A 22,599-nucleotide genomic window follows, 5' to 3' on the forward strand; every position below is an offset into this window, starting at 1 on the left:
TGGCGGACAGGACCGCCAGCGCAGGTTCGCGCAAACCCGGTTTCATGCCTGATATAACGCCTCATCCAAACGCTTAAGATTCTGCAAGAGAACGGGTTATAACCAGACTGTCCGCGGTAATAGCACGGAAAACATTAATTCGCTTATTTAAGCATCTATTAAAACGTACTCTTATCCAGCTTAACTGTTAAGCGGAAAATGGTGATAACGGCATCACTTGTTAATGAGGATGGATGAATATCCTGGTATAGCGAAGGTGTGTGAATTTATCTGTCGCACTAAGCGAAATGGCGATGGTCTGGTGTTGAATATGGAGAATGTGAAAGAAACGAATGGCAATACATATCTGAAATGCTATAAAAATAAAACCTGTCTCTTATCCTGGTTGTAGGCTATCAAAAATGTTAAGAAATGTTAGCATCAGGACATGTATTATTCTATTTATGGTATGTACGTTTCTATTGGTGGATGCTTTACAAATAACTTTTTTGAATGATCTTCGTATTTTAATTACGTTTAATATCATCTATCTTGCCTCAATATTACTGCTTTGGTGGTATATAACCTATTATCTGGTTGTACCTATTAATACCGTTAAGAAAAGTATTGAAGAGGTCACGGCAGGAAACTTGTCTATTCATATATCCGAATTTGGCAATAATTGCGCCGGGCGGCTGATTCCCGGTATTAATAGCCTGTCAGATAATATTTCCGCGCTGGTGAACGAAATCAGATCCTCTTCACAAACGGCAATGACGCTTTCTGAGCAACTGGCGGCGCGCAGTATGGCGCTATCCGTAAAGACGGAACAGCAGTCGGCCTCGTTAATTCAAACTGCCGCCAGTATGGATGAAATGGCGGCGAGCACCAAAAACAATGCGGATAATACCCGAATGGCGAGCATTCAGGCGGATTGTGCAACTCAATGCGCCCGTAAAGGCGGCGAATTAATGGTGCGGGTTGCAGAAAATATGCGTTCTATTACCGACTGTGCGTCGCAGATGACAGAGATTATTTCGTTGATTGACGGTATCGCATTTCAGACCAATATTCTGGCGCTTAACGCGGCGGTAGAGGCTGCGCGGGCGGGCGATCATGGAAAAGGTTTTTCCGTGGTGGCCGGGGAAGTGCGTAATCTGGCGCATCGTAGCGCCGAGGCGGCAAAAAGTATCAAAGCGCTTATCGACGTTACGCATGACAATGTTCGGCAGGGGGCTGCTATTGTGCAGGAAGCTGAAAAAAATATGGAGGAGATTGTCGGCGGCTCCGGGCAATTAAACTTGCTGATGAGTGAAATTTCCACCACCACACGGGAGCAGGAAAAAGGCATAAACCAGATAACTCTGGCGTTGAGTGATCTGGAAAGCGCAACCCATAGCAATGTTTTAATGGTTGAAGCGTTATCTGCTTCCTCGGATGTTTTGAAGGCGCAGGTGATCGAGTTACAGACTAAAACCAACAAATTTCGCTTGGGTCAGCCGGGTTACAGCGAACACGCGCTGTCGCGCCCTCATGCTTCGTCTCTCTCTACCATCACCAGTCGCGGTCAGTCCTGGTAATACATTTTTGGTAAGCGCCTGTTGCTAAGGTGCTTTTTTCGCACGTTCCCGTCATTCTTTTTGCGCAATGAGAAAATGAGAGATTGCTTAACCTTTCTCGAAAGCTAGACTAACGGCATGAGAGTCGTAACGTGGAGGCGCTGTGGAAGCCATTAAGGGATCGGATGTGAACGTGCCGGATGCCGTTTTCGCATGGCTATTGGATGGTCGTGGTGGAGTAAAACCGCTCGAAGATAATGATGTGATCGATAGCCAGCATCCCTGTTGGCTACATCTTAATTATACCCACCCGGACAGCGCCCGCTGGTTGGCTTCAACGCCTTTGCTCCCCAATAACGTGCGTGATGCGCTGGCAGGTGAAAGTTCGCGTCCGCGCGTAAGCCGTATGGGGGAAGGGACGCTCATTACGCTGCGTTGTATTAATGGCAGTACTGATGAACGCCCGGATCAATTGGTGGCAATACGTTTATATATGGATGAGCGGCTCATTGTGTCTACCCGTCAGCGAAAGGTTCTGGCGCTGGACGATGTGGTCAGTGATTTGCAGGAAGGCGCCGGGCCAGCAGATTGCGGTGGCTGGTTAGTCGATGTGTGCGATGCGTTAACCGATCATGCCAGTGAATTTATTGAACAACTGCACGATAAAATTATCGACCTGGAAGATAACCTTCTTGACCAGCAGATCCCGCCGCGTGGCTTCCTGGCGTTATTACGTAAGCAATTGATTGTCATGCGGCGCTATATGGCGCCGCAGCGCGACGTTTACGCCCGGCTTGCGAGCGAACGTTTGCCGTGGATGAGCGACGATCACCGGCGCAGAATGCAGGATATCGCCGACAGGCTGGGAAGAGGGCTGGATGAAATTGACGCTTGTATCGCGCGTACTGGGATCATGGCGGATGAAATTGCCCAGGTGATGCAGGAGTCTCTGGCGCGCAGAACTTATACCATGTCGCTTATGGCGATGGTTTTTCTGCCCAGCACTTTCTTAACGGGGTTATTTGGCGTCAACCTGGGCGGTATTCCCGGCGGCGGGTGGCGGTTCGGCTTTTCGCTGTTTTGTATTCTGTTAGTTGTCCTGATCGGTGGTGTTACTTTATGGTTGCATCGCAGTAAATGGTTGTAACATCAGCGCTTTTCAGACCGTTCTGGATGAAAAAAGGCCGAGAAATTTGAGCGAAGTCAATAAACCATCTACCTATTCGGGGCAATATCTCTCTCGCAGGTGAATGCAACGTCAAGCGATGGGCGTTGCGCTCCATATTGTCTTACTTCCTTTTTTGAATTACTGCATAGCACAATTGATTCGTACGACGCCGGCTTAGATTAGTCGGCTTTTTTTTGCTTGCAGGATATCAGCGTCTACCCTTTAAGAGTCTGATTGACATTCCGGAGGGTAATATGAGCTATCTTTTGACCTTATTGTATCAGCACTCGTCCTTGTCGGACCCGATTCCCACCGATCCTGTTCCCATTCCCGAACCGCTTCCTCGTCCTCAACCAATGCCCGATCCGCCGCCCGACGAAGAACCGATTAAAATGTCGCATCAAACGCCCGGATCTGCGAGGATACGCGCCTGCTGACTATAAGTCGTTACCGCGAGAGTAAATTGTGACCGCTTTTTCAACCCTGAATGTTCTGCCCGCCGCCCAGCTCAATAACCTTAATGAGCTGGGCTATCTTGAGATGACGCCTGTTCAGGCTGCGGCATTACCGGCCATTCTGGCGGGTAATGATGTGCGTGTGCAGGCAAAGACCGGTAGCGGTAAAACGGCGACCTTTGGTCTTGGACTCTTGCATCGAATTGACGTCAGCCTGTTTCAGACGCAGGCGTTGGTGCTGTGCCCGACGCGGGAGCTTGCGGACCAGGTTGCCGGAGAGCTGCGTCGTCTGGCCCGTTTTCTGCCAAATACCAAAATTCTGACCTTATGCGGCGGACAACCTTTTAGCGTGCAGCGCGACTCTCTTCAGCACGCGCCGCATATCATTGTCGCGACACCGGGGCGCCTGCTGGATCATTTACAAAAAGGAACCGTATCGCTGGATGCCCTGCATATCCTGGTAATGGATGAAGCGGACCGAATGCTGGACATGGGATTCAGTGATGCCATTGATGAGGTGATCCGCTTTGCGCCCGCGGCGCGCCAGACGTTGTTGTTTTCGGCGACCTGGCCTGAGGCTATCGCGGCGATTAGCAGTCGTGTACAGCAACAGCCAATGTGTATTGAAATCGATACGGTAGATGCGCTACCGGCTATCGAACAACAATTCTTCGAAACGTCTACGCATGAAAAAATTTCGCTGCTGCAAACGTTGCTTAGCCAACATCAGCCAGCCTCCTGTGTGGTGTTTTGCAATACCAAAAAAGATTGTCAGGCCGTTTGTGATGCGCTTAATGCGGCAGGGCAAAGCGCATTGGCGCTCCACGGCGATCTGGAACAACGCGACCGCGACCAGACGTTGGTACGTTTTTCGAATAGCAGCGCGCGCATTCTGGTTGCCACCGACGTTGCTGCGCGAGGGTTAGACATTAAATCGCTCGAACTGGTAGTTAACTATGAACTGGCCTGGGACCCCGAGGTTCATGTTCATCGTATTGGCCGTACGGCGCGCGCAGGAAGCAGCGGTCTGGCGATCAGTTTCTGCGCGCCGGAAGAGGCGCAGCGGGCGAATATTCTTTCAGAAATGTTGCAACTCAAGCTGAACTGGCTGAATGCGCCCGCCCAGCAGCCGTTGCTTCCTCTGGTCGCAGAGATGGCGACCCTATGTATTGACGGTGGTAAAAAAGCGAAAATGCGTCCGGGAGATATTTTGGGTGCGCTGACTGGCGATATTGGATTAGACGGGGCGGATATCGGCAAAATTAACGTGCATCCAATGCTCGTTTACGTCGCCGTACGTCAAGCGGTAGCGCAAAAAGCCTGGAAGCAGTTGCAAAACGGGAAGATCAAAGGCAAGTCATGCCGGGTACGACTATTAAAATGATCGATAGCATGGCGTCTCAGCGGAGTGCTGAGACGCCTGCAAATTATTTCACTTCGATAACATCAAGCCGCAACGCGTCTAAGGAAGTGTCATCTTCTTCCGGCTGCCAGCCAGCGGGCTGCAATGGAATCTCTTCACGATCGAACGCTAAATCGCCGCCGTCGACTACCTCGGAACCGTGAGCGATGCCTTTGAAATCGAACAGATTAGTGTCACAAAGGTGAGACGGCACGACATTCTGCATGGCGCTAAACATCGTCTCGATCCGTCCAGGATAGCGTTTATCCCAGTCGCGCAGCATGTCGGCAATCACCTGGCGTTGCAGGTTGGGTTGCGAACCGCACAGATTACAAGGAATGATAGGGAAGGCTTTGGCCTCAGCAAAACGGACAATATCTTTCTCGCGGCAGTAAGCCAGCGGGCGGATCACGATATGTTTGCCGTCATCGCTCATCAGCTTCGGCGGCATCCCTTTCATTTTTCCGCCATAGAACATATTCAGAAACAGGGTTTGCAGAATATCGTCGCGATGGTGGCCCAGGGCGATTTTGGTCGCGCCCAGTTCAGTCGCGGTACGATACAGGATACCGCGACGCAAACGCGAGCACAGCGAGCAGGTGGTTTTTCCTTCCGGAATCTTCTCTTTAACAATACCGTAAGTGTTTTCTTCAACTATTTTATATTCTACGCCCAACTGCTCAAGATAGGCTGGCAGGATATGCTCCGGGAAGCCCGGTTGTTTTTGATCAAGGTTGACGGCGACCAGTGAAAAATTGATCGGGGCGCTTTGCTGCAAATTACGTAAAATTTCCAGCATTGTATAGCTATCTTTACCGCCAGAAAGGCAAACCATAATGCGATCGCCTTCTTCAATCATATTGAAATCGGCAATCGCTTCGCCAACGTTACGGCGCAGACGTTTTTGCAACTTGTTCAGGTTGTACTGTTCTTTCTTTGTAACTTGATGATTATCTTGCATTATTTACTTTCTCAGGAACAAAAATGGGCATAATAAATGATGGCCGGCAGGCAAAGTATTTGCGTATGGTACGGATTACAGCGATGAATGCCAGCACGTTTTACAGCGGCGTTCCATCTGGTGCCCAGCCTGTTCACCGGGTAATGCGATTTCTGTAAGGCAAAATGGAGTTCGCCTGTTAAATAACGTTTCTCGACCAGTGGCGCAGAGAATATAATCATGAGAGATCTCATTCATCATTAAATGACATGACTCCGACGGGGTTTATCCGAAGTCTTCAGAAAGACGAAGATCTCTGATGTATCACTACACTGATTTTGGGCCAGGGTCAGTACCGCTTGATGAGTATGGTGATGTAAATGAATGTGTTAAAGTAGAGATAGTCATCTTTTCTTATAACTGGACTAATCTGATAGTTAATTTAATTGTGTGGACATTTTTCAATGGATGACTAAATTACTTTCATTGAATGTAATTTAATAGTTAACTATATAATCTATGGCTGTTTTCTCTTATATTTGTGATGTATATAACAAATCAGGCGGTTTATCTAATAGATAACTCAGTGGGTTGTATTTTTGTTGACTGTATGTTGGTTAAAGTACGCTTGCATAAACATAATGATATTTTTATTTAAAAACCAATCAACACTCTGTGTATTAACGTACTTCTAGTTAGATCTGATACCTGGCGTTTGTTCTTATTATATCATCCGCAATTTTTACAGGAGGGAATAATGCCCGTAACATTAGAACATGTATCTTCCAGAACGGTACAGCAGAAGTTAAATACAAAAGGTATCAGAACTTGGGACACCATACAGTACCTTTCAGCTTTGGATGGAGCGCATAAGGATACTGTTTTTCATGAACAAATATCTAATCTACCCGAAGAGTATATTCATCTGGATGAGATGGCCCGAGATGAAAAAGAATATAGCTTAAATATTTATGAGTTCTTTTTTGAGTCAACGTCTGAAATTATATGTGAAGATATTAAATCAACTTTAGATTTTTATTATTTGAATAGTCCAACATTTCGTCGGTTGGTTAATTATAGAGTCGATTATAGTATAAATAACGATATTGATACCAGTAAGTGTGAAGTAATAGTATCCCCAAATTATAGTTATGAAAATGCTGAAGGGAGTCGTGTGTATTTATCGTTGCCGTTTAATAAGAAAGGTTTTCCTATCGATCCTGAATCTAACGACTGTGATAATAATATATCATCAGAAAAAGTATTGTTAGATTTATTTTTGAAGCATATTTTATACGATGATTTGAAAGCGGATCATGATGTTACAAATATATATTCTAATGTTATTTATAAGGAAATTGATTCTACGGCTATGGCACATGCATCGTTGTGTTTTTCTCAGGCAGCGGTGAGCGATGGGCATGAGTTATTTAATATTGACAGCGTAACTACTCTACCTAAAAGTACTGAGCAAATCATATTTGAGGGAAAGGAAATACAAAAAGAAATTTTATCCTATTTTGAAAGGAGTAATAATTTTCAGCCAGTCACCGTTCATAAGATGGAGAGAAATATAAAAAATATCGCAGTAACGGGTTTATTACTATCATCCAGATTAACAATAGCAGACGGTAATGGGCTAAAAAATGATAATTCAGAAGACAAGAATAATTTTCCATCCAATAAAGAACAACTGAGATATGCAAGGGCTCTCCCGGAGGATCATTCCGCCCCAAATATGGAGCCTCATCCGTTAGGTAAGATGATAGATGAAATAGTCAAACATTCTTCATTTGCTGCAGGATTGCCACTTCTCGAAATGCTCAAAAAACTTGGAGATGAGCAGTTGATGAATGATTATAAAAGAGGCTATCATGAATTACTTGTATTTTCTCAAACAGGGCAGTGGACGCATGGTGGAAGAAGACTTGCTGCTGAATATATGTTCAAGGGCCTTATAATTCATTTGAATGAGATTGAAATACTTCTTAATAATGGAAGCAAGGTTTCTTTTGAGTATTTTGTAAAAGAACATATTGAACATCAATATAAAATATATGGGTTAATCGCTCGTGATATGCTGGTTCATCCTTTATATATTAGTTCCAGAATTTTAGCAACCAGACAAATTGCATCTGTCCTGGCAAATGAAAGCCATTATACGAAAGTACTAAATCAAAAATTTCCAGAGGTTTCGAGTTCAAACTTTGATACTTTCTATGGCAAGGAGGCTATTTTTACAGCATTAAATATTGTGAATTTTTACAGAAAAGAAAAAAGGATGTCCACATTTAACACTAAAAAGATGAAAGATCTTTTTAAGCGAGTTCAATTAGTAATACATCATTTATCCAGGAATGGTGGTGATAAAATATTGCTTAGTCCTGATGGCATAAAATATAATTTTAGCATCATGCGTAATATTATTCATTTGTGTACAAAGATAACTGGTCCAGTTAATGATAAAAAAATAAATGCCCTATCAAGAAAAATTGTGGTTAATAATGAATTTTCCAGACATATTAAGTCTTTGTTTCCCAGAGGGAACGGATTTTTAGAGCTTTTAATGAAGGCCGCTATCGATACACAACTAAATTGGGCGGAAAAATATTATAGAGCAGAGACACATGTCAAAGATCATATGCAAGACTGTGATCTATTAGGGTTAATGAATATAAATAAAATGTTGCGAGATACAGTTGTTGGGCTTATTCATGAGATTAGCGATATTGTACAATCGAGTTGGCTGACAGCAGAAGAACAACATGAAAAACAGGTTCAGTCTCTCGAAGCGTTCAAAAGGAAAGTCTCATCCATGGATGGCGGACAAGCTTTCGTGTATGGTTTTAATAAAGTCATTCAGGAGGGGCTATGGGGATTAATTGAATTGAGTTTTGATGTTGATGATACCGCTCATCATCGAACAGTTTCCTCACTAAGTCCAGCATCAAGATCAGGGCTTCATTTTTTAGGAACTATCTGGAATATTGTAATGAGTTTTGTCCCCGGTTTTAATGCGCTAGCTGGTACCAGCAGTATTCTCAATCGGGCTATTGTGGAAAACTCTGCTGATGTATGTGGATACATTCAGGATGTTATACGTATTGGTATGGAGGCTGCTCCTGTTGCAGAAGCGAAGTTTACAGAAAGGGCGTCGAATGCAAAATATACTGGTCTCCGCTTTGTTGAAAGTAAGATAGAGACTGGTGTAATAAAAGCGCCGATTCAAAAAGGTAGTAATTATAAAGTTATAGAGTCAATAGAAAATATTGATTTTATTTATCAAAAGAGCAATCGGAAAATTCTTGAGTTAAATCCTGAGGGAAGTGATGGACTCTATCGCGCTACAGGGTTTGATAAAGAAACGCATGGTTATTATAAACAGTCAGGAGAAGGCTTTTACAGAAAGCAAAAATCATTTCTACCGTCGTCCGCGGAAAATCCGAATACAATAAGATATAATGACAGAGAAATAGTTTTGACTAAAGACCCTGCATCAGAAATTTATCAGGGAACCTTTTCTGATACCGGGAAAAATGCGGGTATTACCTTTTACAGAAGTTCTGACGGTAAATTTTATCAGGTGTCAGGACTGAAAGGGGGAGGGCCTATACGACATGTTGATAAACCTTATTCGGAGTTGAGAGAAGGAGATATTGGTTATGATGAGGATCTTCTGGATATTTCCGATGATTCACCACTACTGGAGGACATGCTGCCTTCCCTGTCAGAAGAATTATATCCTACATCAGAAGAAAATGTGCAAAGTGTCTATAAAAAACTCCAGAGTGGGGATACTGCAGCAGGTGAGATTGAAGTTGTATTATGCAGGGGGACAACTGGCCCGCAGGCTGAAAATATTGTTAAGTTTAAAACAGCAGGAGGTGTGGAGGGGCCCGATCCAAATATATTGCCTGTCTCTGTAGAAACCGCCAGGGAGCAGGTTCGGAGTGGAAGAGTGGTACCTGAATTTACAACAGATCTTAGTGTTGCAGATAGATTTAGCAGGGAGCATCATCTTATTATCGTTAAGACAAAAGTGAAATATCTTACGCGAGGCAGTACAAGTGAAAGCGGTTGGGTTATGCCACATACTGCACCAGTGGAACCTGTTGGTATCATTGACCGGACGTATGGTCATGCAGAAAATATCGGACAGGCAAACGCTTCTAAGTAAGCAGAGCCTCAGAACCAGGATGGACATCATAAATGGTGACCGGAAGGGCAGACAGCACTTCCGGGTATATGTCTGTTGAAAAACAGCTTGTACAGAATGGCTACAGGTCAGGATGATGTATTTCTATCCCTCTTCCGGTGAAGGTGGTTCCTCCTTAACCTGCGCGGAGCGTAGTGCTTCACCTGACTCAAAATGCCGGTAGTCTGGTCCGTAATCAAACCACAGTTCTTCCCCGGCGCTGATGTCGCGTGTGGTGACGTAAAAGTGAATATTCTTCCCGACAAGCACCGCGCTGACGTTCTGTCTTGCTTCTGTCTCCGCTGTCCGGTGGGTAAATGCCGGACTGTTAATCAGGCTGAGGATATTTCCTTCCGGCCAGGCGGACACCAGGCGCTCCTGGCTTCGCGTGGCAAAATAATAATTACCGGCTTCCTTCCCATATTCTTTTTCGTATTCACACCGTATCTTTTCACTGTCCAGCAGGCGGCCGGAGTAGGGGCCCAGTACGGTAAACGCCGCCAGATCGATTCGCGCGTAGACTGTGCGCCCCCTGTAACCGTCGCTGTCATCAAGGGGAATAGCGACGGACATCATGGCATTCATTCGCGCATCATGCTTTCCTTCATTTTGCAGAAACCAGCGAATATCCTGATTAATTCTGGCTTTGGTCTGCCGGGATAACAGGTTAAAAAGAGGCCCCCACCGTGTAACCTGTAAGGTTTCAATCCTGCCTTCCGCCTGGGTCATCACCGATATCGCCGGGTCACGCCAGTGCCGCAGAATGGGTAAGTTATTGTTTATCTGGTGTGTTCGCCAGGTAACGTCATCTTCCTCTTCCTTGATCTGTTTTGCCGGCGGGGCTGAGATATCCTCTTTGGTCGAGGGAGGCGACCGTTTTTCCCCGCTGTGCTCCGGGGGCGCAGTCATGCTGACGGCTATCTCATCGCCTGTGGTTGTTGCTGCGGATGTTGATGCCTGTGGGCTGTCACTCGTGACGGTTGAGGGCGGCGACGGACGTGATGTGCCTCTGGATGGCATCTCACTGTCTGTCGGTGCCAGATACTTTCTTGCGCTTATATAAGATATCCCCCGGGCCTGCGCCCATGTGGCCCATCCACCTGATGTCCGGCGTTCCTCCGGTGACATGTTCAACCATGCCAGAAGTTGCGCCTCTGTAATGGGGGAGCCCCTCTCCCTGGGAGGTTGTAGCCGTACCACCACCTGGGGCTTCAGTCCTGTCTTTGTCAGATAGGCACTCGCACTATTAATGTCTATGCCCTGTGCCTGCGCCCACGTCATCCACCCGCCTGCCTCGCGTTTCGCCTCCAGTGGCAGGTCCTGCCACGCTCGAATCTGCTGATTTGTAATAGGGGTACCTCTTTCCCCGGGCGGTTTCAGGCGCTCTGTACCAAAGGGGGTCAGCCCGCGGTTGGTCAGAAAGATTCCTGCACTTCCGATGGTTATCCCCTGTGCCTGTGCCCACCTTATCCAGCCGCCTGTCTCGCGTTTCGCCTCCAGTGGCAGGTCCTTCCACGCTCGAATCTGCTGATTTGTAATAGGGGTACCTCTTTCCCCGGGCGGTTGTAGTCGTATTGCCCCCCGGGGCGTCAGTCCAGTGTTTGTCAGGCAGGCACTGGCACTGTCGATGTTTATCCCCTGTGCCTGTGCCCACCTTATCCAGCCGCCTGCCTCGCGTTTCGCTTCCTGTGGCAGGTCCTGCCACGCTCGAATCTGCATATTTATAATAGGGGTACCTCTCTCCCCGGGCGGTTGTAGCCGTATTGCCCCCTTGGGCGTCAGTCCAGTGTTTGTCAGGCAGACACCGGCACTACCGATGTTTATCCCCTGTGACTGTGCCCACCTTATCCAGCCGCCTGCCTCGCGTTTCGCTTCCTGTGGCAGATCCCGCCACACCTGAATCTGTGCGTTAGTAATGGAAGAACCTCTCTCCCCGGGCGGCTGTAGTCGTATTGCCCCCTTTGGCCTTAGTCCAGTGTTTGTCAGGCAGGCACCGGCACTGCCGATGTTTATCCCCTGTGACTGCGCCCATACTTTCCAGCCGCCTGCCTCGCGTTTCGCTTCCTGTGGCAGGTCCCGCCATGTCTGAATTTGCAGATTTGTAATAGGGGAACCTTTTGGGCGTGCTTCGACGCTCCCTCCTGTCCCTGTTACGGTAGCTGTCTGGTTGTCATCACTGACTGAGGACCGTGGGCTGTCAACAGCCTCTTTCTGGTGTTGTGTCGAATGCCATTCCTGGTCGCTCAGGTGAAGTGTGACGGAGGGAAAGTCGCTATTTTTACCGGAGGCAATCATGCAGATGGTTTCACCGGTACCGAGTATTCGCTCTGCGGTGAAGTTAGCCTGCCGTCCCGGAGATGCCAGCGCCTTCAGTCTTAAAAAGTGCTTCAGCCTGTCCGGTGGGGACATTCCTTCATCCGGCTGATAAAAAGCGCGAAAGCACTGTGCAGCTTCATCCTGAGCAGACAGAGCGAACCAGTCCCTGATACTGCTCCACATCCCGCTGAAATCGGGGACTGATGTGCTGCCAGGTGTTGGTGAACGAAAATGAATGACTGCTCCAATCCCCCGCATAGGACCTCCTGCTGATGCTTAGCTGGTTTTAGTGTTCTACCATTGTTTATTATTATTTTCTTTTAAATTATGACCATCAGGACTACTTCGATACGGCCCGGTCGGGCTCAACAAAAAAGGAGTGTCTGGTCACTATTTGATGTTTTTCGACCGCTAATTTGCAGAGCATAGATGAAGCAAGTTGAAGACTTTTCCCGGTGGCAAATATGGGGCAAAATAGCGAACAAGAGGGAAAAAATGGTCACCAGGATTACTTAAAATATCATCATCGCCTAAAAATACCGAAACGAAGAAGAAATGTATGACTAAAGAAGCTGTAATCTTCCTTTTTATCGCCATCGTGGTAGAAGTTATCGCTACGATCTCATTAAAATTATCGGATAGTTTTACACGTCTTGTACCGAGCCTCGTTACCATTATCGGATATTGTATTGCGTTTTGGTGTCTCACCATCCCAATGCGAACCATCCCTGCTGGTATCATTTATGCCATCTGGTCTGGGGTAGGGATTGTACTTATTGGATTGATGGGATGGTTATTTCTGGGCCAAAAACTGGATATGCCGGCAATCGTTGGTATGTTGCTTATCATCTGCGGCGTAATTGTGATCAATCTGTTTTCAAAAAGCGTAAGTCACTAGGCGATGATGATGGTTGATTTGAGCCCGCACTCTATTATGCGGGCTCGGACTTTTAGCGTACAACCAGTACGGAGCACTCCGCATGACGCACAACGGCTGCGGCGTTGGAGCCCAGCAAATAGGTGGTAATATCCGGGCGATGCGAGGCGATAATCACCATATCGGCCGGTAATTTTTTCGCCATTTCCAGAATTTTATCTTTAGGAGAGCCTTCAGCAACGTGAGCCTGTACGCGGTCAGCGGGAAGGTTAAATTTCTTGATAATCGCTTCCAGTTGAGATTTGGCTTCGGCTTTCAGATCGTCCATTGCGGGGAGCTCCGCGGAATAAGCGAGCCCTAGTGAAGCGTAATAAGGCAAAGACGGGATTACAGTCAAAAAGTGCACCTTAGCGTCGTCAATCTTTGCTTCTGCTTCGACATGCGCAATTACGCGTTGAGTTAATTCTGAATCTGAAATATCGATGGGTACAAGAATCGTTCTGTTCATAAAACCTCCTGTTTAAGTATCCTCTGAAATTCTACTCCCTAATGGCACTTTATGTACAATGACATACGTCACATTTTAGGTGCTGCTCCACGGTGGTCTGAGGGGGCTATCAACAAGGGATGATGGCGTAATATAAAGAGTATTCCCTGTAAATAATCAGCGGGTTGACGCTAAGACTCTATTTCCTCCTTGCCGGGAAAGACCTAAAAAGAGATGTTACCGTTTAATTCAATAATTAATGAAATAATTCGTAGTGAAATAAATATAATTGATACGAATGCTTTCAGGTATATTATATGAAATAAAAATTATACAATATCATTCGGTTTCGATATTCTACGTCTGTTATATGCCTTTATTGTCACATATTCATTTTGTCGTTGGGCCATTGCGTTAACCTTTGCTTTCCAGCGTATAAATTGACAAGCCCGAACGGATGTTCGGGCTTTTTTTGTGTCCAGGTTAATCCTTAGAATATTTTTTAATCTGCGCCGGGTTTTTCCGCTTTTCCTGCAAGCAATGCAAGAAAGTCATAGCGTTTTTGCAGATCCATCGCGGCATCTTGCCATAATTGTTCAGCCACTTCAGGCTGTTGCGCATTCAGGCGACGGAAACGCTGTTCATTCAGCAACGTTTCCGCCAGTGCATCTGACGGTGGTCGGGAATCCAGTGCCAGCGGCGGCTTGCCTTCATCCGCACGGCGGGGATCGAAGCGGTATAACGGCCAGAAACCGGTAGCCGTTAACTGGCGCATCTGATCGTGGCTCAGCGCCAGATCGTAGCCATGCTCCTCACAGGGGCTGTAGGCAATGATCAGCGACGGGCCTGGCCAGGCTTCAGCCTCCTGGATGGCTTTCACCGTCTGGTTTAATTGTGCGCCCAGCGAAATTTGTGCGACATAAACATGACCATACATCATCATGCTGACGCCAAGGTCTTTACGGGCTTTACGTTTGCCATGTTCGCCAAACTTAGTGACGGCGCCAAGCGGCGTCGCCTTCGACGCCTGGCCACCAGTATTGGAATAACACTGCGTATCCAGAACCAGGATATTGACGTTTTCCGTCAGGCTTAACACATGATCCAAACCGCCAAAGCCGATGTCGTATGCCCAACCATCGCCGCCAATCAGCCAGATTGATTTTTCCACCAGCGCATCAGCATCCTTTAACAGTTCATCTGCGCCTGCAACCGATTTCAGATGTTGGCGCAATGCGGCGACCTGTTCACGCCGAATATCAGGCGTCGCTTCCGTATGCAGCGCCTCGTTTAATTCCGCGGGAATGCGATCGGCGAATTGCGCCAGTAAACGCATAACGCGCGCCCGATGCTGATCCACGCTCAGACGGAAACCAAGACCAAATTCCGCGTTATCTTCAAATAACGAGTTCGCCCACGCCGGGCCGCGTCCGTTGGCATCGGTGGTATAAGGCGTGGAGGGTAAGTTACCGCCGTAAATAGAGGAACATCCCGTGGCGTTAGCGATTAACATTCTGTCGCCATATAACTGAGTCAGCAGTTTAATATACGGCGTTTCACCGCAACCGGAACAGGCGCCGGAATATTCAAACAGCGGCGTAATGAGCTGCGACGTGCGGATATCAATCCGTTCCAGTTTGCTGCGATCGATTTCTGGTAAGTCGAGGAAGAAGTCATAATTCACTTTTTCTTCTTCCACATGCTCAAGGCGCGACATCATGTTAATCGCCTTGATCTGTGGATTTTGCCGATCTTTAGCCGGGCAGACCTCTACGCATAAATTACAGCCAGTACAGTCTTCTGGCGCGACCTGCAGCACATATTTCTGGCCGCGCATATCGCGGGACTTCACGTCCAGCGAATGCAGGCTGGCCGGCGCGTTCTCCATCGCCTGAGGGGAAACGACTTTCGCACGAATCGCCGAGTGAGGGCAGGCGGCGACGCAGTGATTACATTGTGTACACAGTTCCTCTTTCCAGACAGGAATCTCTTCGGCGATATTGCGTTTTTCCCAGCGGGTGGTGCCCATCGGCCATGTTCCGTCCGGCGGCAGGGCGGAAACAGGCAGTGCGTCGCCAAGACCCGCCAACATGGCGGCGGTAACGGTTTTTACGAAATCCGGCGCGGCGTCGGAGACGACCGGCGGGCGATGTGCGCTGTGGGAATTGACCGCCTGCAACGGCACTTCCGCCAGCGACGCTTGTGCCAGAGCCAACGCCTGCCAGTTACGCTCAACCAGATCCTGACCTTTGCTGCTATAGCTTTTGGCAATCGCGCCCTGCAACTCAACCAGAGCGTTATTGCCAGGAAGAATATGCGTCAGGTGGAAGAAAGCCATCTGCATGACGGTATTGATGCGTGCGCCAAGTCCGCATTCGCGGGCGATTTTCGCCGCGTTAACCACGTAAAAACGCGCCTTTTTCTGATTCAACACCGCCTGAACTTCTTGCGGCAGACGCGACCAGACCTCGTCGGCGCTGTACGGCGTGTTAAGCAGGAAGATACCGCCTGGCTTCAGACGCTCCGCCATCTGGTATTTATCGATAAATTGTAATTGATGGCAGCCGACAAAATCCGCTTGGGCAATTAAGTAAGCGGAACGAATTGGTTTTTCGCTGACGCGCAGGTGCGATACCGTGAGCCCGCCAGCTTTTTTAGAGTCATAAACGAAATAACCTTGCGCATACCACGGCGTAGAATTACCGATAATTTTAATATTATTTTTCGTGGCCGATACGCTGCCGTCGCTTCCCAGACCGTAAAATAACGCTTCCAGTTTAGCGCTACCGGGCAGGGTATTTTCCGGTAATGGCAGCGAGAGGTTAGTGACGTCGTCATAAATACCCACCGTAAACCGTGGTTTGGGTTTCGCGCGGCTGAGTTCATTAAAGACCGCCAGTACGCACGCCGGGCCGAACTCTTTGGATGATAGCCCATAACGGCCGCCAATGGTGCGCGGCAACGTTTCGCGCTCGCCATTATTAAAGGCCTCCGCCAGTGCGGTCATCACGTCCAGATAAAGCGGCTCAGCCTGCGCGCCAGGCTCTTTGGTACGATCCAGCACGGCGATAGCGCGAACGGTTTCCGGCAATGCCTGTAACAAATGTTTGGCCGAGAAGGGGCGGAACAGACGGACTTTCAGGACGCCGACCTTTTCTCCGCGGACAAGTAACGCATCCACGACCTCTTCGCAGGTGCCGAGGGCGGACCCCATCACAATGATGACGCGTTCAGCCAGGGGATGGCCATAATATTCAAATGGCTGGTACTGGCGCCCCGTAGCATCGCCAAATGCCTTCATCGCCTGTTCTACGTGATCATAAACGGCGTTGTACCACGGATTGGTCGCTTCGCGAGACTGGAAGTACGTGTCCGGATTCGCTGATGTTCCTCGAATCACCGGATGTTCCGGATTCAGAGCACGGGCGCGGTGGGCGTCAATCTCCGCCTGCGGCATCAGGTTCAGAATAGTTTCATCCGTTAGCGGTATAATTTTGTTGATTTCATGCGATGTACGGAAACCATCAAAGAAATGAATAAACGGAACGCGGCTTTTCAGCGTAGCCCTGTGTGCGATCAGCGCAAAGTCCTGCGCTTCCTGAACACTGGCGGCGCATAACATCGCGCAGCCTGTCTGGCGAACCGCCATCACATCAGAATGGTCGCCAAAAATAGAGAGCGCGTGTGTGGCGACGGTGCGCGCGGCAACGTGCAGTACAAACGGCGTGAGCTGCCCGGCCAGTTTATACAGCGTTGGAATCATCAGCAGCAGTCCCTGCGATGATGTAAATGACGTAGAGAGCGAACCGGTTTGTAACGCGCCGTGAACGGCGGCGATCGCGCCGCCTTCCGACTGCATCTCTACCACACGCGGCGTATCGCCCCAGACATTTTTAAGCCCATTACCGGCCCAGGCATCTGCTTGTTCAGCCATTGTCGAACTGGGCGTAATCGGGTAAATGGCGATAACTTCGCTGGTACGGAACGCCACCGACGCTACCGCGCCATTACCGTCAATTGTTTGCATATGACACCCTTACATTGCGCAAAAAAGAGGGACACGCCTAATCGTGAGCGCGTCCTGTAGTTATCCTTTTATTTTAGCAAAGCCCTTCAAGCCCCATTTTCGCTTTTGTGTCCCTGGCGGGAGGAGAATGGCGGTTTCTTGCCGAAAAGGCGCAAAAAAATTGCCAATAAATGTTAATGAAGCGCATAAATGCGTGCTTTGCCTCTCGACGCGTCAGTTTCTGCTGCCTATTATTTAGGGCGGTGTCGTTGGGATAAATAAACAGAGGGGAGAGAAATGCGCGCAGCGTTTTGGGTGGGATGTGCCGCGTTATTATTATCGGCTTGCAGTAGCGAACCTGTTCAGCAGGCAACTGCGGCACATGTTTCGCCAGGGATGAAAGCGGCGATGTCCAGCGCCGGAGAGGCGAATTGCGCTATGATTGGCGGCTCGCTTTCAGCGGCCCGGCAGCTTGATGGTTCAGTGATTGGTATGTGCGCGCTTCCCAACGGCAAACGTTGTAGCGAGCAGTCGCTTGCCGCTGGAAGCTGTGGGAGTTATTAAGCGCGGCGTTTCGCCTGGCGCGTATAACTTTTCACTTAATGGCTTAATGCGCTAAATCCGCCAGTTTATACATTAGCGTTGTTTCTGCCGTCGCCAGCGTTAATTGGTTTGCGGTTAAATCGACCTGCGCGCCTTTGCTGAAGACCTCGCTGATGGTGCCGTCCAGCGCATTAAGCTGCGGATCGGCGCACATCATTCGGGTCATCGCTAAATTTTTCACTTTTAATTCGCCGTCCGACAATTTTCCTTCGCCGGTGAATTGATTGCACATTTTGCCGGATACCGTCATGTCCTCGCCAAAGCTGAGCTCCGGGCCGGTGACCGTTTTACCGTTTACGCTTTCCAGAACAAATCGGTGGTGCTCCAGTTGTTCGCGTTTGACGGACACTTTTCCACTGCTCACACACCCCGTCATTATGATACTCAGGGCGACCAGCGTGACGATTTTCTTCATTGATACTCTCTGTAATCTGATAGTTAACACTGACTATAGTAATGATATGACCGGATAGATCTTCAGGGGTTATCCGAAAATGCTCCCCTGAGCGTAGGGGAGCGACAGGATTAGAACAGCGCGTTCGGGCAGGCTTCGCCCTTCTCAAGCTGGCTTAAGTTTTGTAACGTGGTTTCAGAGATGCTGATCAGCGCTTCTGCGGTCAGGAATGCCTGGTGCCCCGTAAACAGTACGTTATGGCAGGCCGACAGACGGCGGAAAACATCATCCTGGATAACATCGTTTGACTTATCTTCAAAGAACAGGTCGCGTTCGTTTTCATACACATCCATCCCCAGCGAGCCGATTTTCTGATTTTTCAGAGCTTCGATAGCCGCCTGGGAATCAATCAGCGCGCCACGACTGGTATTAATGACCATAACGCCATTTTTCATTTGATCGAATGCCGCATGGTTCAGCAAATGGTAGTTTTCCGGCGTGAGCGGGCAGTGCAGGGAAATAACGTCCGATTCGGCAAACAACGTTTGCAGATCCACATACTCTACGCCGAGGTCAAGCGCGGCGGCGCTGGGGTAGGGATCAAACGCCAGTAGACGCATTCCGAAGCCTTTCAGGATACGCAGCGCGGCGACGCCGATTTTACCGGTACCAATGACGCCAGCGGTTTTACCGTGCATGGTAAATCCGGTGAGTCCCTCAAGGGAAAAGTTAGCGTCGCGGGTGCGTTGATAAGCGCGGTGAATACGACGGTTCAATGTCATCATCATGCCAACCGCATGTTCGGCGACGGCTTCCGGAGAATAAGCCGGCACGCGCACCACCTGCAAACCGAGCTCTTTAGCGGCATCCAGGTCGACATTATTAAATCCGGCGCAACGCAGCGCGATGTATTTCACGCCGTGTTTTTTCAGCTCTTCCAGTACCGGGCGGCTCCCGTCGTCATTAACAAAGATACAAACCGCTTCGCATCCATTGGCGGTTTTCGCCGTTTTCTCCGTCAGCAGAAAATCAAAAAACTCCAGTTCAAAACCGAATGCTTCGTTCACCTGTTGTAGGTATTTCTTGTCATACTGTTTGGTACTATAGACGGCAAGTTTCATATGACCTTCTCCAGTGATGTTAGAATCACACAAATACGATTAAAATTATTTTACAAAAAATAAAAAATAATTGATAGCAATACATATAATGAATAATTTTAGGCTATCCTTCTCCAGGATACCTCAAATAGCAGGAGGGTGGCCCTGCAACGCGCATAACGCATCACTCGTTTTCAACATGAACTATTAGGCTATGTACGGGCAATCATGCCAAAATAAAGAGATAGCCGACTTAATTCTTCGTTAAATCAGGAAATTATTGGCCCATGAAGGGTAAATATAAAGCCGCCCTTGCGCTACTGTTACTGCTGATTCTTGTGCCGCTAACGCTGCTGATGACCCTGGGGCTGTGGGTTCCCACCCTGGCGGGAATTTGGCTACCCGTCGGCACTCGTATCGCCCTGGAAGAAAGTCCGCGCCTGACGCGTCATGGGGTAGTGATTCCCGATCTTCGCTATCTGGTCAATGATTGTCCGTTAGCCAATGTTACCCATGCGGAACTGACGCATCCCAGCCGTTGGTTGCTGAACATCAAAAGCCTTGAACTGGATGCCGCGTGCCTGGCGAAACTACCAGCCTCGGAAGCATCTCCCGCCGCGCCGCGTACGCTGGCGCAGTGGCAGTCAATGCTGCCCAATACCTGGATTAACATTGATAATGTCATTCTCGCACCCTGGCCGGAATGGCAGGGCAAGCTGGCGATCGCCATGACGCCGGTCATTCAGCAGATACGTTATCAGGGCGAAAAAGTAAAATTTCAAGGGCAGCTACGCGGTCAGGCGTTGACGGTGAGCGAACTGGAGATCGCCGCACTGGCGAACCAACCTCCCGTTAGCCTGGCGGGTGAGTTTACGTTGCCGCTGGTACCGGATGGCCTGCCGGTCAGCGGTCATGCGGCGGTGACGTTGCGTTTGCCGCAGAAACCGTCGCTGGTGGATGCGGAACTGGAGTGGCGTGATAACGCCGGACAGCTTATCGTGATGGCGCGAGGCAATCCTGACCCGATTCTCGATCTCCCCTGGGCGTTGACGCGTCAGCGGCTTACCATCAGCGATGGCCGCTGGAACTGGCCATACCAGGGATTCCCCCTGAGCGGGCGTCTGGCTTTTAATATCGATAACTGGCAGGCAGGGCCGGGTAATGCGCGGATCAGCGGTCGCCTGAATATTCTGACCCAGGGCGATGCCGGTAAAGCGAACGCTGTACTGACCATCGGGCCGGGGAAACTCAGCATGGATAGCAGTGCGATGCCTTTACAGCTTATCGGCGAGGCTAAACAGAAGGATTTAATCTTTTATGCCGTGTTGCCAGCCATGCTCCGCGGCAGTCTGGCGGACCCGCAGCTCACCTTTGCGCCAGGCGCATTGCTGCGCTCGCGCGGACGGGTGATTGACGCGTTAGATATTGATGAAATTCGTTGGCCGCTGGCGGGCGTCAAGGTGACGCAGCACGGCGTTGATGGCCGGTTACAGGCTATTTTACGAGCGCACGAAAATGAAATGGGCGATTTCGTTCTTCATCTTGATGGCCAGGCGAATGATTTTCTCCCCGATGCTGGTCGCTGGCGGTGGCGCTATTGGGGGCAAGGAAGCTTTACGCCAATGCGCGCCCGTTGGGATATCGCCGGACAGGGGGAATGGCGTGATAACACCATCAGGCTGACCAGCCTGTCTACCGGCTTTGATCAGTTGCAATATGGTGCAATGACCGTCACATCGCCAAGACTGGCGCTGGATAAACCTATTGTCTGGGTTCGCGATGCCGCAACGCCGTCGCTACAGGGCGCGCTGTCACTGGAGGCGGGGAAAACCGTATTTACCAGCGGGAGCGTGCTGCCGCCTTCTACCGTTAATTTTAGCATCGAAGGTCGCGAGCCGACCCTGTTCCAGTTTAAAGGAGACCTTCGGGCGGGGGCGATAGGGCCGGTACGGCTGAATGGGCGTTGGGATGGTGAACGCCTTCGCGGACAGGCCTGGTGGCCGAAGCAGTCGCTTATCGTTTTTCAGCCGTTGCTCCCACCGGACTGGAAAATGACGCTGCGCGAAGGCTCACTGTATGTGCAGGTCGCTTTTTCCGCCGCACAGGGGCAGGGGTTTGAAGCGGGTGGACACGGGGTGTTAAAAGGCGGCAGCGCCTGGATGCCGGATAATAAAATCAACGGCGTCGATTTCATTCTGCCATTTCGCTTTCACAAGGGCGCCTGGCAATTGGGGACGCGTGGCCCCGTCTCGCTGCGTATTGCCGAGATAGTTAACCAGGTTACGGCGAAAAATATCACCGCCGATTTACAGGGCGGTTATCCCTGGAGCGAGTCGAATCCATTACTGCTAAGCGATGTCAGCGTAGATGTGCTGGGTGGTAAAATCATTATGAAACAGTTGCGGATGCCGCAGCACGATCCGGCGCTTTTACGGGTACAAAATATCTCATCCAGCGAATTGATTAGCGCCATAAATCCAAAGCAATTCGCCATGTCTGGTCCGATCAGCGGCGCGCTGCCGCTGTGGCTGAACAATGAAAAATGGATAATCAAAGATGGCTGGCTTACCAATCCTGGGCCAATGACGTTGCGTATCGATAAAGATACCGCGGATGCGGTGGTGAAGGATAATGTTACGGCAGGCTCGGCTATTAACTGGCTACGTTATATGGAGATTACGCATTCGTGGACGAAAATTAACGTGGATAACCTGGGCGTATTAACGATGCAGGCGGCCATTACCGGCAAAAGCTGGGTAGATGGTAAAACCGCGATCGTTAACTTGAACTATACCCATGAAGAAAATGTGTTTACGCTGTGGCGCAGTTTGCGTTTTGGCGACAATTTACAGGCATGGCTTGAACAAAATACAGCGTTGCCGCAACCGCCTTGCCGGAAAGACAAGGACTGTGAGGATAAATAATGAAAATGAGCATTGCCATGCTGTCAGCGCTTGCGTCATTTATAGTGGTGGGCTGCACGCCACGTATTGAAGTCGCCGCGCCTGAGCAGCCGATTACCATCAATATGAATGTAAAGATCGAGCATGAAATACATATCAAAGTCGATAAAGATGTTGAAGAACTCCTGAAATCACGCAGCGATCTATTCTGAGGC

15 protein-coding genes and 3 pseudogenes are annotated in these 22,599 nt (G+C 49.1%); 10 read left to right on the forward strand and 8 right to left on the reverse strand.

The window, feature by feature from the left end; all coding sequences use genetic code 11:
- Positions 1 to 401: 401 nt before the first annotated feature.
- The 4 genes from AC3G3F_RS05505 to dbpA all read left to right on the forward strand — a co-directional run bounded on the left by AC3G3F_RS05505 (position 402) and on the right by dbpA (position 4,545).
- Positions 402 to 1,559, forward strand: coding sequence for a methyl-accepting chemotaxis protein (locus AC3G3F_RS05505; protein WP_023246437.1), 1,158 nt, complete (start codon positions 402 to 404; stop codon positions 1,557 to 1,559).
- A 142-nt stretch (positions 1,560 to 1,701) separates the two neighbouring features.
- Positions 1,702 to 2,685, forward strand: coding sequence for a zinc transporter ZntB (zntB, locus tag AC3G3F_RS05510; protein ID WP_488394600.1), 984 nt, complete (start codon positions 1,702 to 1,704; stop codon positions 2,683 to 2,685).
- Positions 2,686 to 2,960: 275 nt separating this feature from the next.
- The gene (ynaL, locus tag AC3G3F_RS05515; RefSeq protein ID WP_071891303.1) at positions 2,961 to 3,143 is read left to right on the forward strand and encodes a proline-rich small protein YnaL; all 183 of its coding nucleotides are present in this window, start codon (positions 2,961 to 2,963) and stop codon (positions 3,141 to 3,143) included.
- Between the two features lie 28 nt (positions 3,144 to 3,171).
- Positions 3,172 to 4,545 (forward strand): ATP-dependent RNA helicase DbpA, encoded by a 1,374-nt coding sequence (dbpA, locus tag AC3G3F_RS05520; RefSeq protein ID WP_488394602.1) that lies wholly within the window; start codon positions 3,172 to 3,174, stop codon positions 4,543 to 4,545.
- A 43-nt stretch (positions 4,546 to 4,588) separates the two neighbouring features.
- Here dbpA and ttcA read toward each other — a convergent pair whose 3' ends face one another.
- Positions 4,589 to 5,524 (reverse strand): tRNA 2-thiocytidine(32) synthetase TtcA, encoded by a 936-nt coding sequence (ttcA, locus tag AC3G3F_RS05525; protein WP_080070200.1) that lies wholly within the window; start codon positions 5,522 to 5,524, stop codon positions 4,589 to 4,591.
- Between the two features lie 59 nt (positions 5,525 to 5,583).
- Positions 5,584 to 5,679, reverse strand: a pseudogene (locus AC3G3F_RS05530) (hypothetical protein); the annotation flags it as partial.
- A 36-nt stretch (positions 5,680 to 5,715) separates the two neighbouring features.
- Between AC3G3F_RS05530 and AC3G3F_RS05535 the strand changes: the two are divergent.
- Positions 5,716 to 5,823, forward strand: a pseudogene (locus AC3G3F_RS05535) (integrase core domain-containing protein); the annotation flags it as partial.
- 437 nt (positions 5,824 to 6,260) lie between these two features.
- Positions 6,261 to 9,680, forward strand: a complete 3,420-nt coding sequence (locus AC3G3F_RS05540; RefSeq protein ID WP_488394603.1) for a DUF4765 family protein — start codon at positions 6,261 to 6,263, stop codon at positions 9,678 to 9,680.
- 123 nt (positions 9,681 to 9,803) lie between these two features.
- Here AC3G3F_RS05540 and AC3G3F_RS05545 read toward each other — a convergent pair whose 3' ends face one another.
- On the reverse strand, positions 9,804 to 12,272 hold the full coding sequence (locus tag AC3G3F_RS05545; RefSeq protein WP_488394604.1) for an SET domain-containing protein-lysine N-methyltransferase: 2,469 nt from the start codon (positions 12,270 to 12,272) through the stop codon (positions 9,804 to 9,806).
- A gap of 301 nt (positions 12,273 to 12,573) precedes the next feature.
- Here AC3G3F_RS05545 and AC3G3F_RS05550 point away from each other — a divergent pair, with 301 nt between their 5' ends.
- Positions 12,574 to 12,912 carry an SMR family transporter gene (locus tag AC3G3F_RS05550; protein WP_023249463.1) on the forward strand — a complete coding sequence of 113 codons (339 nt, stop codon included), beginning with the start codon at positions 12,574 to 12,576 and terminating at the stop codon, positions 12,910 to 12,912.
- A 52-nt stretch (positions 12,913 to 12,964) separates the two neighbouring features.
- Here AC3G3F_RS05550 and uspF read toward each other — a convergent pair whose 3' ends face one another.
- From uspF to AC3G3F_RS05565, 3 genes and pseudogenes are all read right to left on the reverse strand, one after another.
- On the reverse strand, positions 12,965 to 13,399 hold the full coding sequence (uspF, locus tag AC3G3F_RS05555; protein WP_001082292.1) for a universal stress protein UspF: 435 nt from the start codon (positions 13,397 to 13,399) through the stop codon (positions 12,965 to 12,967).
- Between the two features lie 481 nt (positions 13,400 to 13,880).
- Positions 13,881 to 17,405: a pyruvate:ferredoxin (flavodoxin) oxidoreductase gene (nifJ, locus tag AC3G3F_RS05560; protein ID WP_053529037.1), complete on the reverse strand. Its 3,525-nt coding sequence runs from the start codon at positions 17,403 to 17,405 to the stop codon at positions 13,881 to 13,883.
- Between the two features lie 60 nt (positions 17,406 to 17,465).
- Positions 17,466 to 17,766, reverse strand: a pseudogene (locus AC3G3F_RS05565) (reverse transcriptase).
- On the opposite strand from AC3G3F_RS05565, the gene AC3G3F_RS05570 reads away from it, so the two are divergent.
- The gene (locus AC3G3F_RS05570) at positions 17,682 to 17,948 is read left to right on the forward strand and encodes a putative hemolysin (protein WP_001200680.1); all 267 of its coding nucleotides are present in this window, start codon (positions 17,682 to 17,684) and stop codon (positions 17,946 to 17,948) included. The pseudogene AC3G3F_RS05565 and the gene AC3G3F_RS05570 overlap by 85 nt on opposite strands.
- 43 nt (positions 17,949 to 17,991) lie before the next feature.
- On the opposite strand, the gene hslJ is transcribed toward AC3G3F_RS05570, so the two are convergent.
- Both hslJ and ldhA read right to left on the reverse strand, forming a co-directional pair.
- Positions 17,992 to 18,402 carry a heat shock protein HslJ gene (gene hslJ, locus AC3G3F_RS05575; RefSeq protein WP_023249460.1) on the reverse strand — a complete coding sequence of 137 codons (411 nt, stop codon included), beginning with the start codon at positions 18,400 to 18,402 and terminating at the stop codon, positions 17,992 to 17,994.
- Between the two features lie 110 nt (positions 18,403 to 18,512).
- Complete coding sequence (ldhA, locus tag AC3G3F_RS05580) at positions 18,513 to 19,502, reverse strand: D-lactate dehydrogenase (RefSeq protein WP_023176388.1); 990 nt, start codon at positions 19,500 to 19,502, stop codon at positions 18,513 to 18,515.
- Between the two features lie 266 nt (positions 19,503 to 19,768).
- Here ldhA and AC3G3F_RS05585 point away from each other — a divergent pair, with 266 nt between their 5' ends.
- On the forward strand, positions 19,769 to 22,405 hold the full coding sequence (locus AC3G3F_RS05585) for a YdbH family protein (RefSeq protein WP_488394607.1): 2,637 nt from the start codon (positions 19,769 to 19,771) through the stop codon (positions 22,403 to 22,405).
- Positions 22,405 to 22,596, forward strand: coding sequence for a YnbE family lipoprotein (locus AC3G3F_RS05590; RefSeq protein ID WP_000784063.1), 192 nt, complete (start codon positions 22,405 to 22,407; stop codon positions 22,594 to 22,596). Before AC3G3F_RS05585 ends, AC3G3F_RS05590 begins: the two co-directional genes overlap by 1 nt.
- Positions 22,597 to 22,599: the final 3 nt, after the last annotated feature.

The sequence above is a fragment of the Salmonella sp. FC25216 genome (assembly GCF_057751355.1).

Bases quoted from the DNA above. Each gene is read 5' to 3' on its own strand.
- ynaL (WP_071891303.1), top strand. From the start codon at position 2,961: ATGAGCTATCTTTTGACCTTATTGTATCAGCACTCGTCCTTGTCGGAC.
- ldhA (WP_023176388.1), bottom strand. From the start codon at position 19,502: ATGAAACTTGCCGTCTATAGTACCAAACAGTATGACAAGAAATACCTA.
- AC3G3F_RS05505 (WP_023246437.1), top strand. From the start codon at position 402: ATGTTAAGAAATGTTAGCATCAGGACATGTATTATTCTATTTATGGTA.
- hslJ (WP_023249460.1), bottom strand. From the start codon at position 18,402: ATGAAGAAAATCGTCACGCTGGTCGCCCTGAGTATCATAATGACGGGG.
- AC3G3F_RS05550 (WP_023249463.1), top strand. From the start codon at position 12,574: ATGACTAAAGAAGCTGTAATCTTCCTTTTTATCGCCATCGTGGTAGAA.
- AC3G3F_RS05545 (WP_488394604.1), bottom strand. From the start codon at position 12,272: ATGCGGGGGATTGGAGCAGTCATTCATTTTCGTTCACCAACACCTGGC.
- uspF (WP_001082292.1), bottom strand. From the start codon at position 13,399: ATGAACAGAACGATTCTTGTACCCATCGATATTTCAGATTCAGAATTA.
- nifJ (WP_053529037.1), bottom strand. From the start codon at position 17,405: ATGCAAACAATTGACGGTAATGGCGCGGTAGCGTCGGTGGCGTTCCGT.
- AC3G3F_RS05540 (WP_488394603.1), top strand. From the start codon at position 6,261: ATGCCCGTAACATTAGAACATGTATCTTCCAGAACGGTACAGCAGAAG.
- ttcA (WP_080070200.1), bottom strand. From the start codon at position 5,524: ATGCAAGATAATCATCAAGTTACAAAGAAAGAACAGTACAACCTGAAC.
- AC3G3F_RS05585 (WP_488394607.1), top strand. From the start codon at position 19,769: ATGAAGGGTAAATATAAAGCCGCCCTTGCGCTACTGTTACTGCTGATT.
- AC3G3F_RS05570 (WP_001200680.1), top strand. From the start codon at position 17,682: ATGCGCGCAGCGTTTTGGGTGGGATGTGCCGCGTTATTATTATCGGCT.
- AC3G3F_RS05590 (WP_000784063.1), top strand. From the start codon at position 22,405: ATGAAAATGAGCATTGCCATGCTGTCAGCGCTTGCGTCATTTATAGTG.